Raw genomic sequence first — 15,647 nt, forward strand, 5'->3', positions numbered from 1 at the left:
CTATGTCACACAGAACCCACTGTGGGAGCGAGCCTGCTCGCGATGGCGTCAGCTGAAGCAGCGCAGGAATTCAAGGATATTCCAACACCGCTTTAATCTGACGCAGATTACGCTCGATCCACCCCCGATCAATCGCCCCCCACTCGCGAATCCGATAGCGTCCTGCATGGTTGCGCGCGCCTTCTTCCTGTTCGAATTCACAAACGATATCCAGATCCGCCAATGCCGCAATGGTGTCCTGCGCCGTGCGCCGAGGCATGCCGGTGACTTCGGTCAGCGCCGGGACGCTGCTGGCCAGCCCGCTGTCGATCAGGTACGCCACGTATAACCGGCGGTAGAAGCTGCTTTTGGTCTTGCTCACGTCCATCCATGCGCTCCTTATTAGAAGATCAAAAGATCGCAGCCTTCGGCCGCTCCTACACGCCTGTGGGCGCCGTCGAAGGCTGCGATCTTTTGATCTTGATCTTCTATTGCATCTCCCGCCAAGTCAGGTACACCCGTAAATCGAACTCTACCTGGTGATACCCCGGCAACATGTGTTCGCACAGCTTGTAGAACGCCTTGTTGTGGTCCGACTCTTTGAAGTGCGCCAACTCATGCACCACGATCATTTTCAGAAACTGCGGCGCCGCGTCCTTGAACAACGAGGCGATGCGAATTTCTTTCTTGGCCTTGAGCTTGCCGCCCTGCACCCGGGAAATCGCAGTGTGCAGGCCAAGCGCGCGATGGGTCAGGTCCAGACGGTTGTCGAATAACACCTTGTCGATGGCCGGGGCGTTACGCAGGTATTCCTGCTTGAGGTCCAGGGCATAGGTGTACAGCGCCTTGTCGCTCTGCACCCCGTGCTTTTCCGGATATCGCTGGCTCAGGTAGTCGCCCAGCCGACCTTCGGCGATCAACTGGCGCACCTGGTCCTGCAAAGCAGCGGGATAGGCCTGGAGGTATTTCAACGCGGTCATTGGGGCGGTAACACGAGTCACTAAAAGGTCGTCAGTGTAACGAATTCAACTCGTCAGCGCGCTCCAGTCGAACGGTTCGACAAAGTGACGGGTGTCCTCGGCCATCAACGGTCGCGCGACCAGAAACCCCTGCACATACTGGCAACCGTTGGCTTGCAGCCATTCATATTGCGCCACCGTCTCCACCCCTTCAGCGATGACTAACAGACCGAACTGTTTGCACAAATCGATGACACTGCGTGCCAGCGCTGCATCCCGTTCGGATCCCGGCAACCGGGCGATCAAATGCCGGTCGAGCTTGAGCGTGTCCAGCTCGAGGTCGCGCAAGTGCGCCAGCGAACAAGCCCCGGAGCCGAAATCATCCAGCGCCACCCGCACTCCCAAATTGCGCAGCAAACGCAGCTGCTTGCGGGTTTCGTCGGGGCTAAGCATCAAGGCCTCTTCCGTGACCTCGACCTCCAGCTGTCTCGGCTTCAAACCATGGCGCTCCAGCACCTGGCGCAGCTCGGTGACCAGGTTGGGCAAACCGAACTGCGTGCTGCTCAAACTGACGCCCAGCACCAAGTCTTCGGCAAACAAGGTTTCCCAGGCTTTTCGTTGCTTGGCCCCGCGATGGTAAATCCAGCTGCCCAGGCGACTGATCAACCGCGCCTCTTCCAGCAACGGCAAAAACAGCCCCGGTGGTACATCGCCGACACTCGGATGCTGCCAGCGCAGCAATGCCTCGAACCCGCGAATCTGCCCGTCGGCAATGGCCACTTGAGGCTGATACACCAAATTGAAATCGCGGTTCTCGATGGCCGTGCGCACGCTCTCTTCGAGCATCAGCCGCGAGCGCGCCCGGCCGTTCATTTCGTGATCGTAGAAGCGATATTGCTGACGCCCGGCACGCTTGGCTTCGTACATGGCGATGTCGGACGCGCGCATCAACCCGTCGAGATTAGCCCCGCAATCGGGGTAAGTGGCAATGCCGATACTGGCGCCCAAGGCGATGTCCATGCCGTCGATTTGCTGACAGATCGACACTCGCTCGATGAGCTTCTCGGCAATCTTCGCCGCTTGCTCAGGGAGTTCAAGATCCAGCAGCGCGGTGAACTCATCGCCACCCATCCGCGCCAGAATATCGAAGGGCCGCAGACACGCCTTCAGCTGCTCGGACACCCAACGCAGCACCCGGTCGCCAGCATCATGGCCGAGGGAATCATTGACCCGCTTGAAGCCGTCGAGGTCCAGGTACAACAGCACCCACGTGCTGTCAGAGCGTTCGCCGCGCAGCAGCAGGTTTTCAACGGTCTGGTAAAAACCTCGGCGATTGAGCAGCCCGGTCAGTGGATCGGTCACCGCCTGGAACTCCAGCTGCTGATGCAGATGGCGCACCACCGACATGTCCAGCACCGTCACCACCATGGCGCGTTGTTCGGTGGGCAAAGGCGCGCAGGACAACGCCACCGGCACTTGCTGACCGGGCGCGGTACGCAGCAACGCATCGTGCAGGCGCAGGGTTTCACCGCGTTTGTAGCCGGTAAACAATTCGGAGTCGGCCCAGATCGGGATGTGCGGCTTTTGCAGGAAATCCAGAAACTCTTTGCCTTGCAGTTCCTGCACCGTGGCATTGAGCAGGCGAGACATCGCCGGGTTGGCAAAACGAATCAGTCCATCCTCGCCCACCACCAGAATGCCTTCAGCGGCGTTATCCAGCACCGAGGCGTTGAAGGCACGGGCGACTTCCAGGTCATGGCTCAACTGCTGCAAGGCACGGCGATTACGCTGATGCTCGAGCAGGGCCTGGACTTTGGGTTTTAGAATTTGCGGGTCGAACGGTTTGAACAGGTAATCCACCGCACCACTGGCGTAGCCCTTGATCACAGCGTCCTGAGATTGTTCGTTGGCGGTAAGGAAAATGATCGGCGTGAGGCGGGTACGCTGGCTGCCACGCATCAAGCGCGCCACTTCGAAACCGTCCATACCTGGCATCTGCACATCCAGCAGCACCAGGTCGACGTCGTGTTCGAGCAACAGGCTGAGCGCTTCAAAGCCGGAAGCAGCAGTGATGACCTGCCAGTCCTGGCGCTGTAACAACGCGCGCATGCTGATCAGGTTTTCGGGGTAATCATCAACAATTAAAAGGATTGAGCTGCCTTCAGCTGGCGTAGGTTGTGCGCATTCCATGCTGCATCTCTTGTTCGGGACCTCAGGCCGGTCTCTTGTGAAAACCGGACACATAGTGCGACTTCACTCTAGACCCGGATACGCGAAAGCAGAAGGTGCTGGTATCCCATCACTTCAGTAAAGTTTCACATAGCCGACTAACGGTCAGTCCTACAGCCCCCGTAAACCGGGAAAGATGGCATTTCGACAGGATGTTGACGTCAACCATCTGCCAAACGGGCATTAACAAACAACCGTTCTACGCTTATAAAGACGGCCCGAAGGCGCGTGTTAGAGCTTCTGGCACGTGCGTACAGAAAAAAGTGGAAGCTAGAATATGATCGATCTCGCAACCTGGAACCTTAGCGTTCCTGTCGGCAGTCCGCCGTACACCGTTGAAACAACCAAACTGGTGGACGGCTTCAAGGATCAATACTTCCACTCCGACACCGGCACCTTGTTTTTCTGGTCCCCGGTAACCGGCACCCGCACCGAAAACGCGGTTTACCCCCGAACCGAACTCCGCGAAACCTACAGCAATGGCACGCTGAAAAACTGGTACTACCCCGACGCGGACAACTCCCTGCGTGCGACCCTTACGGTCAGCAAGGTACCGAGCACGGGCAAGATCGTCATTGGTCAGATCCATGCCTACAAAAGCCAGAAGCCCATGGTGAAGCTCGAGTATCAATACAAGGACTCCAGCGACACCGGAAACATCGTCGCCAAAGTCCGCATGCACCCCGACGACGACACCGCCCGGGTCATCACCATCGCCACTGGCGTAAAACTCGATCGGGAATTTTCCTACCTGATCCACCTCAGCCCCGGCGGTGCATTAGGCATCAGTGCGGCGGGCTACCAGTGGGACACCGACATCAGCGCGATGTGGCGTGATAAACCGCTGTACTTCAAGGCCGGTGTCTATGTTCAGGACAATACCGGGTACACCAGTGAAGGCGGGGAAGTGACATTCAGCAAGCTGGATATCGATCACGATACCTGAGGCGACTCGATCCCCTGTAGCAGCTGCCGAGCCCGCGAGGCTGCGTTCGGCCGCGAAGCGGTCGCAGTCCGGCAAATACGTTTTGCCTGAAAAAACGTGGAGTCTGATTTTGCGACTGCTGCGCAGCCGAACGCAGCCTCGCAGGCTCGACAGCTGCTACGGACATAACGATCCGGGCATCTGCAAAACTCGTAGGACTGCTCCGACTGTGGCGAGGGAGCTTGCTCCCGCTGGGCAGCGAAGCAGCCCCAAACCCTGCCACCCAATTCCCCAGACACACCGCACCGCCCGGTTCACGACGGCTACGCCGCCGAACGGGGCAAACCCTCTAGCCACAAAAAGCGGCATCCCCACCGCCCCCTGTAGGAGCTGCCGAAGGCTGCGATCTTTTGATCTCAAGCTACGCAACCGTCCTACACCCGATGTGTTTCGGATAATTGAGCAGCGTGGGTTTGACGAGAAATCGAACCGCTGAAACAAAATCAATGTCACCTATATCGGACTTTTCCGCCTAAATCCTTACAAATGTCCGTTATAGGTGACATTTGATTAGCTGAGCATAAGCTGCGCCGCATAAATCTCCGGCCACAAAAAAACCCGCCTCTCGGCGGGTTCTTTATCAACACAGTTTAACGCTCAGGCTCAGTTAACCTTGGCGTTCAACTCACCCTTCAGATAACGCTGGTACATCGCTTCCAACGAGATCGGCTTGATCTTCGAAGCGTTGCCCGCTGTACCAAACTGCTCATAACGCGCAATACACACATCACGCATCGCAGTCACGGTCGCGCCGAAGAACTTACGCGGGTCGAACTCGCTAGGGTTGGTAGCCATCAGGCGACGCATCGCGCCGGTGGATGCCAGGCGCAGGTCGGTGTCGATGTTGACCTTGCGCACGCCGTGCTTGATGCCTTCGACGATTTCTTCAACCGGTACGCCGTAGGTTTCTTTGATGTCGCCGCCGTACTGGTTGATGATCGCCAGCCACTCTTGCGGAACCGAAGACGAACCGTGCATTACCAGGTGGGTGTTCGGGATGCGTTTGTGGATTTCTTTGATGCGGTCGATGGCCAGCACGTCGCCGGTAGGTGGCTTGGTGAACTTGTAGGCGCCGTGGCTGGTGCCGATTGCGATGGCCAGGGCATCGACTTGGGTACGTTTGACGAAGTCAGCGGCTTCTTCCGGGTCGGTCAGCATTTGGCTGTGATCCAGAACGCCTTCGGCGCCGATGCCGTCTTCTTCACCGGCCATGCCGGTTTCCAGCGAACCCAGGCAGCCCAGCTCGCCTTCTACCGAAACACCGCAGGCGTGAGCCATGGCTACGGTTTGTTGGGTAACACGGACGTTGTAGTCGTAGTCAGTCGGAGTCTTGCCGTCTTCGCCGAGGGAACCGTCCATCATCACCGAGCTGAAGCCCAGTTGGATGGAGCGCTGGCAGACGTCAGGGCTGGTGCCGTGGTCCTGGTGCATGCACACCGGGATGTGCGGGAATTCTTCGATTGCCGCCAGGATCAGGTGACGCAGGAACGGGGCGCCTGCGTATTTGCGAGCACCGGCCGAAGCCTGGACGATCACCGGGGAGTCAGTCTTGTCAGCGGCTTCCATGATGGCGCGCATCTGCTCAAGGTTGTTGACGTTGAAGGCTGGAACGCCGTAGCCGAACTCGGCTGCGTGGTCCAGCATCTGGCGCATGCTGATAAGTGCCATTGTGTGTGTCTCTCCCGGTTGAGGGTCGTTAATCGTGCCAGCCTGCCGTAGCGGCGGCGGCTATTCAAGTTATTGCAGATCGGGGGTTGGCCCGGGCTGCGAATTCGGTGATGCAAAAAACCCTGTATCGCTGAAACTTTGTGGCGAGGGGGCTTGCCCCCGTTCGGCTGCGAAGCAGTCGCAAATCGGATGACGCGGTCTAACTGAAATACCGTATCCGCTGGCTTCGGGAGCGCTTCGCACTCCAACGGGGGCAAGCCCCCTCGCCACAAAAGCCCGCTCCCACATTTGGATCGCTGTGAATCAAATCAATCGTCTTACTCGGCTTTACAACCGCGGCCGATCAAATCATTGGTGGCGACCCAGTACACCAGGCCTTCCTCACCTTTTACGTGAAACGCCAGCATGTCGTTGCTGTACAGCGAACCTTCGGCGCCCGGTTCAAGCTTCAAGCGGTAGACCTGATCGGCACCGCCCAGGCGAACGTCGACTTCCTTGCGGCTGACGTCAGTGTAGCGCCAGAGCACTTTGGCCTGGCTGTCGCAGGTCCAGGTGGTCCAGCTGTCCGCTGGCTCGGCAGCGTTGAACAGGTTCAAATTGGCGCAACCTGCCAGCAATGCCAGTGCCGCAACGGCGATAAAGCGTTTCATCCGTGTTCCTCGACTGACGGCGCACGCCGCCAGCCTTGAGTAAAGAGTCAGACCCCTCAAGGACAACCATGTTCCTTGGCAGGGGTCTGTGTCTCGTATTTGTCCAGGCCATCCGGTCCGGAACGCTTGTTGATCACCGGGTTGGTTTCCGCTTGCCAGTCGGCCTGGTAGCAGCCTTTTTCCTGTGTTTGCGGCGCGGGTTCCGGCGTGGCTTTCGGGTTACTCCCGCAAGCCGCAAGCATACCCGCGGCGATCAACAGCACTAGGGTCCTGACCATGTGAACACTCCTTTGCCTGGTCAAATGGGCGGCCTCAGGCCTTGGCCCGGCTTTCCAGGACTTCAACGGCCGGCAGCACTTTGCCTTCGACGAATTCGAGGAACGCGCCGCCGCCGGTAGAAATGTAGGAGATCTGCTCGGCAACGCCATATTTATCGATGGCTGCCAGGGTGTCGCCGCCGCCAGCGATGGAGAACGCCGAGCTTTCCGCGATGGCCTGGGCCAGCACTTTGGTGCCGTTACCGAACTGGTCGAATTCGAACACGCCCACCGGGCCGTTCCACAGAATGGTCTTGGACGACTTCAGCAGCTCGGCGAAATTCGCCGCGGTCTGTGGGCCGATGTCCAGGATCATGTCGTCTGCGGCCACGTCGGCAATCAGCTTGACGGTCGCGGTCGCGCTTTCAGCGAATTCCTTGGCAACCACCACGTCCACCGGCAGTGGCACGCTGACCTTGGCGGCGATTTCACGGGCGGTGTCCAGCAGGTCCGGCTCGTACAGGGACTTGCCGACCGGGTGACCGGCAGCGGCCAGGAAAGTGTTGGCGATGCCGCCGCCGACGATCAGCTGGTTGCAGATCTGGCTCAGGCTGTTGAGCACGTCGAGTTTGGTCGACACTTTGGAGCCGGCAACGATAGCGGCCATTGGCTGCGCCGGGGCACCCAGGGCTTTGCCCAGTGCGTCCAGTTCGGCGGCCAGCAATGGGCCAGCGGCGGCGACTTTGGCGAACTTGGCCACGCCATGGGTCGAACCCTCGGCGCGGTGAGCGGTGCCGAAGGCGTCCATCACAAACACGTCGCACAGGGCGGCGTATTGCTTGGCCAGTTCGTCAGCGTTCTTTTTCTCGCCCTTGTTGAAGCGCACGTTTTCGAACAGCACGATGTCGCCGGCTTTCACGTCGACGCCGCCCAGGTAATCGGACACCAACGGCACTTCGCGGCCCAGCGCCTTGCTCAAGTAGTCAGCGACTGGCTTGAGGCTGTTCTCGGCCGAGAACTCGCCTTCGGTCGGACGACCAAGGTGCGAGCAGACCATCACAGCCGCGCCTTTTTCCAGGGCCAGCTTGATGGTCGGCAGCGAAGCCAGGATTCGCGCATCGCTGGTGACAACACCGTCCTTGACTGGGACGTTGAGGTCTTCGCGGATCAGTACGCGCTTACCTTGCAGATCGAGGTCGGTCATCTTCAACACGGTCATGGGTCGCAATTCCTGGATAGCTGTTTTAGAGAGCAGGTTTTGTGGAAATAGCTGTTTGCAAATAGTGTTCTGCAACGTCCAGCATTCGATTGGCAAAACCCCATTCGTTGTCGAACCAGGCCAGGATGTTCACCAGCCGTGGGCCGGAAACGCGGGTCTGACTGGCATCGACGATGGCCGAATGTGGGTCATGATTAAAATCACAACTGGCGTGAGGCAACTCGGTGTAGGCCAGAAGGCCCTTGAGCGGGCCATGGGTGGCGGCCTCGCGCAAAATCCGGTTGACCTCGGTGGCGTCGGTATCGCTTACGGTCTGCATCGTAATGTCGAGGCAGGACACGTTAACCGTCGGCACCCGCACGGCTTTGGCCTGAATTCTCCCGGCAAGTTCCGGCAGCAGGCGTTCGATGCCTCGCGCCAGACCAGTGGACACCGGAATCACCGACTGGAACGCCGAACGGGTGCGGCGCAGGTCTTCGTGGTGATAGGCGTCAATCACCGGCTGATCGTTCATTGCCGAGTGGATGGTGGTGATCGACACATATTCCAGACCAATGGCCTGATTCAGCAGGCGCAATAGCGGCACGCCGCAGTTGGTGGTGCAGGAGGCGTTGGACACCAGCAACTCGTCGCCGATCAGGCAATCCTGGTTCACACCGTAGACGATGGTGGCGTCGACATCCGCCTCGCTGGCCATCGGCTGGGAAAACAGCACCCGTGGCGCGCCAGCGTCGAGGAAACGCTGGCCATCCTGACGGGTGTGGTAAGCGCCGGAGCATTCCAGCACCAGATCGACGCCCAGTGACGCCCAATCGATGCCTTCGGGGGTGGCACTGCGCAGGACCTTCACGCAGTCGCCATTAATATGCAGACAATCGCCCTCGACCCTCACTTCGCCGGGAAACCGCCCGTGAGTGGAGTCGAAGCGTGTCAGGTATTCGATGCTGGCCATGTCGGCCAGATCGTTGATCGCGACAATTTCAAACCCGGCCGTCGAGCCTCGCTCAAACAACGCACGCAAGACGCAACGACCAATCCGGCCGTAGCCGTTGAGTGCAACTTTGTAAGGACGCGGTTGAGGCATGGGGTTCTCGATTACCGTGGTGAATCCGTCATTGCAGTGTTGCCTGACCGACCGCTATCGCGGGCAAGCCCGCTCCCACAGGACCGATGGAGATCCTTGTGGGAGCGGGCTTGCCCGCGATGGCGTCAGTCTGGACGACACATTTTCTGGATCAGTCTTCCAGCAGCTCTTCAGCCTGACCCAGGATGTTTTCCAGGGTGAAACCGAACTCTTCGAACAAGGCAGGCGCAGGCGCCGACTCGCCGTAGGTGGTCATGCCGATCACGCGGCCTTCCAGGCCCACGTACTTGTACCAGTAGTCCGCGTGGGCGGCTTCGATGGCGATACGGGCGCTGACCTGCAACGGCAGAACCGCTTGCTTGTAGCCAGCATCCTGGGCTTCGAAGACGCTGGTGCACGGCATCGAAACAACACGCACCTTGCGGCCTTGCTCGGTCAGTTTGTCGAAGGCTTGAACGGCCAGGCCGACTTCCGAACCGGTGGCGATCAGGATCAGCTCAGGCTCGCCTGCGCAGTCTTTCAGCACGTAGCCGCCGCGATTGATGCACTCGATCTGCACGGCATCACGGGTTTGGTGCTGCAGGTTCTGACGGGAGAAGATCAGTGCCGACGGACCATCGTCACGCTCCAGAGCGCATTTCCAGGCCACTGCCGATTCAACGGCATCGGCTGGACGCCAGGTGTCGAGGTTCGGCGTGCAGCGCAGGCTTGCCAGCTGCTCGATCGGCTGGTGAGTCGGGCCGTCTTCGCCCAGACCGATGGAGTCGTGGGTGAACACATAGATGATGCGTTTCTTCATCAGCGCCGACATGCGCACTGCGTTGCGGGCGTATTCCATGAACATCAGGAAGGTCGCGCCGTAAGGCACCAGGCCACCGTGCAGGGCGACGCCGTTCATGATCGCGCTCATGCCGAACTCGCGAACGCCGTAGTACATGTAGTTGCCGCTGGCATCTTCGGCGGTGACGCCTTTGCAACCTTTCCACAGGGTCAGGTTGGAACCGGCCAGGTCAGCCGAACCGCCGAGCAGTTCCGGCAGCAGCGGGCCGAACGCATTCAGGGCGTTCTGGCTGGCTTTACGGCTGGCGATGGTTTCGCCCTTGGCTGCGACTTCAGCAATGTAAGCAGAAGCTTTTTCAGCGAAGTCAGTTGGCAGATCACCGCTCAGGCGACGAACCAGTTCGTTGGCCAGCTCCGGGAAAGCAGCGGAGTAAGCAGCGAAGCGCTGATCCCACTCGGCTTCGGCAGCGCGACCGGCTTCCTTGGCGTCCCACTCGGCATAGATGTTGGCCGGGATTTCGAACGGGCCGTGGTTCCACTTCAGTGCTTCACGGGTCAGAGCGATTTCCGCGTCACCCAATGGGGCGCCGTGGCAGTCTTCCTTGCCTTGCTTGTTCGGCGAACCGAAGCCGATGGTGGTCTTGCAGCAGATCAGCGTCGGCTGCTCGCTTTTGCGCGCAGTGTCGATGGCGATCTTGATTTCTTCCGGGTCATGACCGTCGACGTTGCGGATCACCTGCCAGTTGTAGGCCTCGAAACGCTTCGGCGTGTCGTCGGTGAACCAGCCTTCGACTTCGCCGTCGATGGAGATGCCGTTGTCATCGTAGAAGGCGATCAGTTTGCCCAGGCCCAGCGTACCGGCCAGGGAGCTGACTTCGTGGGAAATGCCTTCCATCATGCAGCCATCACCCAGGAACACGTAGGTATGGTGATCGACGACGTTATGGCCGGGACGGTTGAACTGCGCCGCCAGGACTTTTTCTGCCAGGGCGAAACCCACGGCGTTGGCCAGGCCTTGGCCCAGTGGACCAGTGGTGGTTTCAACGCCCGGGGTGTAACCGAACTCCGGGTGACCCGGAGTGCGGCTGTGCAGCTGGCGGAAGTTTTTCAGGTCATCGATCGACAGGTCGTAGCCGGTCAGGTGCAGCAGCGAGTAAATCAGCATCGAACCGTGACCGTTGGACAGCACGAAGCGGTCACGGTCGGCGAACGATGGATTGCTCGGGTTGTGCTTCAGGTAGTCACGCCAAAGTACTTCGGCGATATCCGCCATACCCATAGGGGCACCGGGATGGCCGCTGTTGGCTTTTTGCACGGCATCCATGCTGAGGGCACGAATGGCGTTGGCACGCTCACGACGGCTGGGCATCGCTGTTCTCCTGCGGATATTGAATCGAGAGTGAATAAAACGAAACGGAAAAAAGGCGAGCATTTTCCCTCACCGACCGCCTTCGGGGCAATGACAGATAGTCATCCGAAGACGTTTTTCCAATGGATAACGACGTATTCGACTGGTGAAACCTTTCCGCCGTTCGCTTGCTGACTGAACCTAACGCTGAGAAGTGCCACCTATCGAGCAATATCAAAACTTTTTGATATTGCTCTTGCGGTGATTTCTGAGCGTCACTAGACTGCTGGCCTTATGAATTTACGCGCACCTTCCATTCGACATGACGATTGCGATGAGCTGGCGGCCCTGTGCAAGGCCGGCGGCGATCCTCTGCGGTTGAATGTATTGCGCGCGCTGGCCAACGATTCGTTCGGCGTACTGGAACTGGCGCAGATCTTCGGCATCGGCCAGTCCGGCATGAGTCATCACCTCAAGGTTTTGGCCCAGGCCGATCTGGTGGCGACCCGTCGTGAAGGCAATGCGATTTTCTACCGTCGCGCCCTGCCCCACACCGATCTGCTGGGCGGCAAGCTGCATACCGCGCTACTGGAAGAAGTGGACAACCTGACCCTGCCGACTGACGTTCAGTCGCGGATCGGTCAGGTCCATGGGCAGCGAGCGGCGGCCAGCCAGGACTTTTTCTCACGGGTCGCAGAGAAGTTTCGCGCCCAGCAAGACTTGATCGCCGGCCTGCCGCAATACCGTGAAAGCGTGGTGGCACTGCTCGACAAGCTGAGTTTCGGCCCCGACGCCACAGCCATCGAAGTGGGCCCTGGCGATGGCGGTTTTCTGCCGGAGTTGGCGCATCGTTTCGTTCAAGTCACGGCGCTGGACAACAGCCCGGCGATGCTCGATCTGGCCCGTCAGGTCTGCGAACGTGAAATGCTGGCTAACGTCAGCCTGCAATTGGCCGATGCATTGAACGGTGTAAGCCTTAAAGCTGATTGCGTTGTACTGAACATGGTACTGCACCATTTCGCCGCGCCGGCCGAAGCACTCAAGCGCATGGCCGACTTGCTGCAACCGGGCGGTAGCCTGCTCGTGACAGAGTTATGTAGCCACAACCAGAGTTGGGCCAGGGAGGCCTGCGGTGATCTATGGTTGGGGTTTGAACAGGACGATCTGGCCCGTTGGGCCACCGCTGCGGGACTCGTTCCCGGGGAAAGCCTCTATGTAGGCTTACGTAATGGTTTCCAGATTCAGGTTCGCCATTTTCAGCGACCGGCTGGCGACACTCACCATCGGTAAATTCAGGAAAAAATCGAGATGAGCGAATACTCCCTCTTCACCTCCGAGTCCGTGTCTGAAGGGCATCCGGACAAAATCGCCGACCAGATTTCCGATGCGGTGCTGGACGCCATCATTGCTGAAGACAAGTTCGCCCGCGTGGCGTGCGAGACTCTGGTGAAAACCGGCGTGGCAATCATCGCAGGTGAAGTCACCACGTCGGCCTGGGTCGATCTGGAAGACATCGTCCGCAACGTGATTCTCGACATCGGCTACAACAGCTCCAATGTCGGCTTCGACGGTGCGACCTGCGGCGTGATGAACATCATCGGCAAGCAGTCCCCTGACATCAACCAGGGCGTTGACCGTGCCAAGCCTGAAGACCAGGGCGCCGGCGACCAGGGCCTGATGTTCGGCTACGCCAGCAACGAAACCGACGTGCTGATGCCAGCACCGATCACCTTCTCGCACCAACTGGTTCAACGCCAGGCTGAAGCCCGTAAATCCGGCCTGCTGCCTTGGCTGCGCCCGGACGCCAAGTCGCAAGTGACTTGCCGTTACGAAGGCGGCAAGGTTGTCGGTATCGACGCTGTTGTATTGTCGACCCAGCACAACCCTGACGTATCGTACAAAGACCTGCGCGAAGGCGTGATGGAACTGATCGTCAAGCACGTACTGCCTGCCGAACTGCTGTCCAAAGACACCCAGTTCCACATCAACCCGACCGGCCAATTCATCATCGGTGGCCCGGTGGGCGACTGCGGCCTGACCGGTCGCAAGATCATCGTCGACAGCTACGGCGGCATGGCCCGTCACGGTGGCGGCGCGTTCTCCGGCAAGGATCCATCGAAGGTTGACCGTTCGGCGGCTTACGCCGGTCGTTACGTGGCCAAGAACATCGTCGCTGCCGGCCTGGCCGAGCGTTGCGAGATTCAGGTTTCCTACGCGATTGGTGTTGCTCAGCCTACGTCGATTTCGTTGAACACCTTCGGCACCGGCAAAATCAGCGACGACAAGATCGTCAAACTGGTTCGCGAAGTGTTCGACCTGCGTCCATACGCAATCACCACCATGCTCGACCTGCTGCACCCGATGTACCAGGAAACCGCTGCGTACGGCCACTTCGGTCGCACTCCGGCTACCAAGACTGTGGGCGACGATACGTTCACCACTTTCACCTGGGAAAAAACCGACCGCGCCGAAGACCTGCGTGTCGCAGCTGGCCTTTAAGACTTCCCCGGCGGCACCCAAAGCCCCGCACGGTTCGCCGTGCGGGGCTTTTTCATGGGAAAGATCAAAAGATCGCAGCCTTCGGCAGCTCCTACAAGGGAATGGTGTAAACCTGTAGGAGCTGCCGAAGGCTGCGATCTTTTGATCTTCGCACTTGGAAATACGCAGAATTACACCCTTGCAACCCACACCCGAAAACTGACTAGCCTTAAAAGCATCCCACCGAGCAAGGACGCTCTCGATGCTACCCGACCTACGCCTGTTTTTCTGTTTCCTGCTGACCTTCACCTACCTGACCGCCAATGCCGCCGAATGCCCCGACTGGCCGCCCGCCCGCGCGCAGGAAGAAATCATCACCCTGCAACTGCAAATCGATCGCTGGGACGACAGCTACCACCGCGAAGGCCAGTCGCTGATCGCCGATGAACTCTACGATCAGTCCCGCTCGCGACTGACCGAATGGCGCGAGTGTTTTGATCCAGGTCCCTCCGACGAACCATTGCGTACGGCCGGCGGCACGGTTGCTCACCCCATCGCCCACACCGGCCTGGAAAAACTGCGCGATGGGCGCGCCGTCGAAGCCTGGCTAAAAGATCGGGGAGAGGTCTGGATTCAGCCCAAGGTCGATGGTGTGGCGGTAACGTTGATCTATCGCAACGGCTGGTTGCACAAGGCAATCAGTCGGGGTGACGGGGTAAACGGCCAGGACTGGACTGCCTCGGCGCGCCAGATCGCCGCCATCCCTCAAAAGCTTCCGCAGCCGCTGGACTTGTTGCTGCAAGGCGAACTCTATTGGCGCCTGAGCGAACACGTACAAGCCCAGGCCGGCAGCCTCAATGCCCGCGCCACGGTGGCCGGGCTGATGGCGCGCAAGACACTGAGCACCGAGCAAGCCGCCGGCATCGGGTTGTTTGTCTGGGACTGGCCGCGAGGCCCGAAAGGCCTGTCAGCCCGCGTGGCGGCTCTGGATGAATTGGGATTCCCGAGCACGGTGCCCTACAGTCAGCCGATCGAGGCATTTGCCGATGCCGAGCGCTGGCGCGATCACTGGTATCGCGCGCCTCTGCCCTTTGCCAGCGATGGGGTCGTGTTGCGCCAGAGCCAACGCCCACCGGCCGAGCGCTGGCAGGCGAAAGCCCCCTACTGGAGCGTCGCCTGGAAATACCCCTTTGCCCAGGCGCTGGCCGAGGTGCGCAAGGTCCACTTCAAGATTGGACGAACCGGCCGGATCACACCGGTGCTGGATCTGGTACCGGTGATGCTTGATGACCGACAGATCAAACGCGTGAGTGCCAGCTCCCTGCAACGCTGGGAAGAGCTGGACATTCGGCCCGGCGATCAGGTCGCCATCAGCCTGGCGGGGCTGACCATCCCCAGGCTCGATGGCGTGGTATTGCGCAGCACTGAACGCGCGGAATTGAATGTACCGCTGGCAGCAGACTTTCATTCTTTAAGCTGCTGGCAGCCAACATCCGGATGCGAAAGCCAATTCCTCGCACGCCTGGCCTGGCTCAGTGGTAAACAGGGGCTGGCATTGCCTCATGTCGGATCAGGCACTTGGGAGAAACTGCTCAAGGCCGAACGCCTCGACAGTCTGCTCGATTGGATGACCCTCGATGGGCAAGAGCTTGCTAACATTGACGGCTTCGGTGAGCGCAGCAGTGCTCGTCTTTTGGACAGTTTCAACAGCGCCCGTCAACGCCCATTCGCTCACTGGCTCAAAGCCCTGGGTTTGCCGCCGACTGGCCAGGCACGCCTCGCCGATTCATGGCAGGCGTTGGCACAACGAAACACCGAACAATGGCAGGCAGAAGCCGGCATCGGCCCGGGGCGCGCAGCGCAATTGAGCGCATTTTTTCGCGACCCGCAGGTCCTGGCCTTGAGTGAGACATTACGTGTTGCCGGGATTGACGGTTTCTAGACGCCAGCCCGCTCTGAGAACCGGGAACCCAAAGGTGCCGATGCGCTCAAACAGCCCATCGTTATATCG

13 protein-coding genes are annotated in these 15,647 nt (G+C 59.4%); 4 read left to right on the forward strand and 9 right to left on the reverse strand.

All coding sequences use genetic code 11. The features are described 5' to 3' along the window. Window positions 1–70: 70 nt before the first annotated feature. The 3 genes from KGB18_RS20280 to KGB18_RS20290 form a co-directional block, all read right to left on the reverse strand. The gene (locus tag KGB18_RS20280) at window positions 71–367 is read right to left on the reverse strand and encodes a helix-turn-helix domain-containing protein (RefSeq protein ID WP_007894945.1); all 297 of its coding nucleotides are present in this window, start codon (window positions 365–367) and stop codon (window positions 71–73) included. Window positions 368–467: 100 nt separating this feature from the next. Next, on the reverse strand, window positions 468–959 hold the full coding sequence (locus KGB18_RS20285) for a M48 family metallopeptidase (RefSeq protein WP_123719645.1): 492 nt from the start codon (window positions 957–959) through the stop codon (window positions 468–470). A 45-nt stretch (window positions 960–1,004) separates the two neighbouring features. Further along, window positions 1,005–3,128: a putative bifunctional diguanylate cyclase/phosphodiesterase gene (locus KGB18_RS20290; protein WP_223570376.1), complete on the reverse strand. Its 2,124-nt coding sequence runs from the start codon at window positions 3,126–3,128 to the stop codon at window positions 1,005–1,007. A 316-nt stretch (window positions 3,129–3,444) separates the two neighbouring features. Between KGB18_RS20290 and KGB18_RS20295 the strand changes: the two genes are divergently transcribed. Further along, on the forward strand, window positions 3,445–4,113 hold the full coding sequence (locus KGB18_RS20295) for a polysaccharide lyase family 7 protein (RefSeq protein ID WP_201061770.1): 669 nt from the start codon (window positions 3,445–3,447) through the stop codon (window positions 4,111–4,113). A gap of 642 nt (window positions 4,114–4,755) precedes the next feature. Here the strand turns inward: KGB18_RS20295 and fba are convergent. From fba to tkt, 6 genes are all read right to left on the reverse strand, one after another. Continuing rightward, window positions 4,756–5,820, reverse strand: a complete 1,065-nt coding sequence (fba, locus tag KGB18_RS20300; protein ID WP_007894938.1) for a class II fructose-bisphosphate aldolase — start codon at window positions 5,818–5,820, stop codon at window positions 4,756–4,758. 317 nt (window positions 5,821–6,137) lie between these two features. Next, window positions 6,138–6,470 (reverse strand): MliC family protein, encoded by a 333-nt coding sequence (locus KGB18_RS20305; RefSeq protein ID WP_038981062.1) that lies wholly within the window; start codon window positions 6,468–6,470, stop codon window positions 6,138–6,140. A gap of 56 nt (window positions 6,471–6,526) precedes the next feature. After that, window positions 6,527–6,748: a hypothetical protein gene (locus KGB18_RS20310; RefSeq protein ID WP_123719649.1), complete on the reverse strand. Its 222-nt coding sequence runs from the start codon at window positions 6,746–6,748 to the stop codon at window positions 6,527–6,529. 34 nt (window positions 6,749–6,782) lie between these two features. After that, window positions 6,783–7,946, reverse strand: a complete 1,164-nt coding sequence (locus KGB18_RS20315) for a phosphoglycerate kinase (RefSeq protein ID WP_007894933.1) — start codon at window positions 7,944–7,946, stop codon at window positions 6,783–6,785. A 25-nt stretch (window positions 7,947–7,971) separates the two neighbouring features. Further along, window positions 7,972–9,030: an erythrose-4-phosphate dehydrogenase gene (gene epd, locus KGB18_RS20320; RefSeq protein ID WP_201061768.1), complete on the reverse strand. Its 1,059-nt coding sequence runs from the start codon at window positions 9,028–9,030 to the stop codon at window positions 7,972–7,974. Between the two features lie 151 nt (window positions 9,031–9,181). Next, window positions 9,182–11,179, reverse strand: a complete 1,998-nt coding sequence (gene tkt, locus KGB18_RS20325) for a transketolase (RefSeq protein WP_052965038.1) — start codon at window positions 11,177–11,179, stop codon at window positions 9,182–9,184. Window positions 11,180–11,452: 273 nt separating this feature from the next. On the opposite strand from tkt, the gene KGB18_RS20330 reads away from it, so the two are divergent. The 3 genes from KGB18_RS20330 (at window position 11,453) to ligB (ending at window position 15,578) form a co-directional block, all read left to right on the forward strand. Then, a complete protein-coding gene (locus tag KGB18_RS20330; RefSeq protein WP_123719650.1) occupies window positions 11,453–12,448 on the forward strand; it encodes an ArsR/SmtB family transcription factor in 996 nt (331 codons plus the stop codon). An 18-nt stretch (window positions 12,449–12,466) separates the two neighbouring features. Further along, window positions 12,467–13,657 (forward strand): methionine adenosyltransferase, encoded by a 1,191-nt coding sequence (gene metK, locus KGB18_RS20335; protein WP_123719651.1) that lies wholly within the window; start codon window positions 12,467–12,469, stop codon window positions 13,655–13,657. Between the two features lie 241 nt (window positions 13,658–13,898). Further along, complete coding sequence (gene ligB / locus KGB18_RS20340; protein WP_223570377.1) at window positions 13,899–15,578, forward strand: NAD-dependent DNA ligase LigB; 1,680 nt, start codon at window positions 13,899–13,901, stop codon at window positions 15,576–15,578. Window positions 15,579–15,647: the final 69 nt, after the last annotated feature.

Origin of the sequence: Pseudomonas sp. BF-R-26 (assembly GCF_019947395.1) — a bacterium.
GTDB lineage: Bacteria > Pseudomonadota > Gammaproteobacteria > Pseudomonadales > Pseudomonadaceae > Aquipseudomonas > Aquipseudomonas farris.

Bases quoted from the DNA above. Each gene is read 5' to 3' on its own strand.
- KGB18_RS20290 (WP_223570376.1), bottom strand. From the start codon at position 3,128: ATGGAATGCGCACAACCTACGCCAGCTGAAGGCAGCTCAATCCTTTTA.
- epd (WP_201061768.1), bottom strand. From the start codon at position 9,030: ATGCCTCAACCGCGTCCTTACAAAGTTGCACTCAACGGCTACGGCCGG.
- ligB (WP_223570377.1), top strand. From the start codon at position 13,899: ATGCTACCCGACCTACGCCTGTTTTTCTGTTTCCTGCTGACCTTCACC.
- KGB18_RS20310 (WP_123719649.1), bottom strand. From the start codon at position 6,748: ATGGTCAGGACCCTAGTGCTGTTGATCGCCGCGGGTATGCTTGCGGCT.
- KGB18_RS20295 (WP_201061770.1), top strand. From the start codon at position 3,445: ATGATCGATCTCGCAACCTGGAACCTTAGCGTTCCTGTCGGCAGTCCG.
- KGB18_RS20305 (WP_038981062.1), bottom strand. From the start codon at position 6,470: ATGAAACGCTTTATCGCCGTTGCGGCACTGGCATTGCTGGCAGGTTGC.
- KGB18_RS20315 (WP_007894933.1), bottom strand. From the start codon at position 7,946: ATGACCGTGTTGAAGATGACCGACCTCGATCTGCAAGGTAAGCGCGTA.
- fba (WP_007894938.1), bottom strand. From the start codon at position 5,820: ATGGCACTTATCAGCATGCGCCAGATGCTGGACCACGCAGCCGAGTTC.
- KGB18_RS20280 (WP_007894945.1), bottom strand. From the start codon at position 367: ATGGACGTGAGCAAGACCAAAAGCAGCTTCTACCGCCGGTTATACGTG.
- tkt (WP_052965038.1), bottom strand. From the start codon at position 11,179: ATGCCCAGCCGTCGTGAGCGTGCCAACGCCATTCGTGCCCTCAGCATG.
- metK (WP_123719651.1), top strand. From the start codon at position 12,467: ATGAGCGAATACTCCCTCTTCACCTCCGAGTCCGTGTCTGAAGGGCAT.
- KGB18_RS20285 (WP_123719645.1), bottom strand. From the start codon at position 959: ATGACCGCGTTGAAATACCTCCAGGCCTATCCCGCTGCTTTGCAGGAC.
- KGB18_RS20330 (WP_123719650.1), top strand. From the start codon at position 11,453: ATGAATTTACGCGCACCTTCCATTCGACATGACGATTGCGATGAGCTG.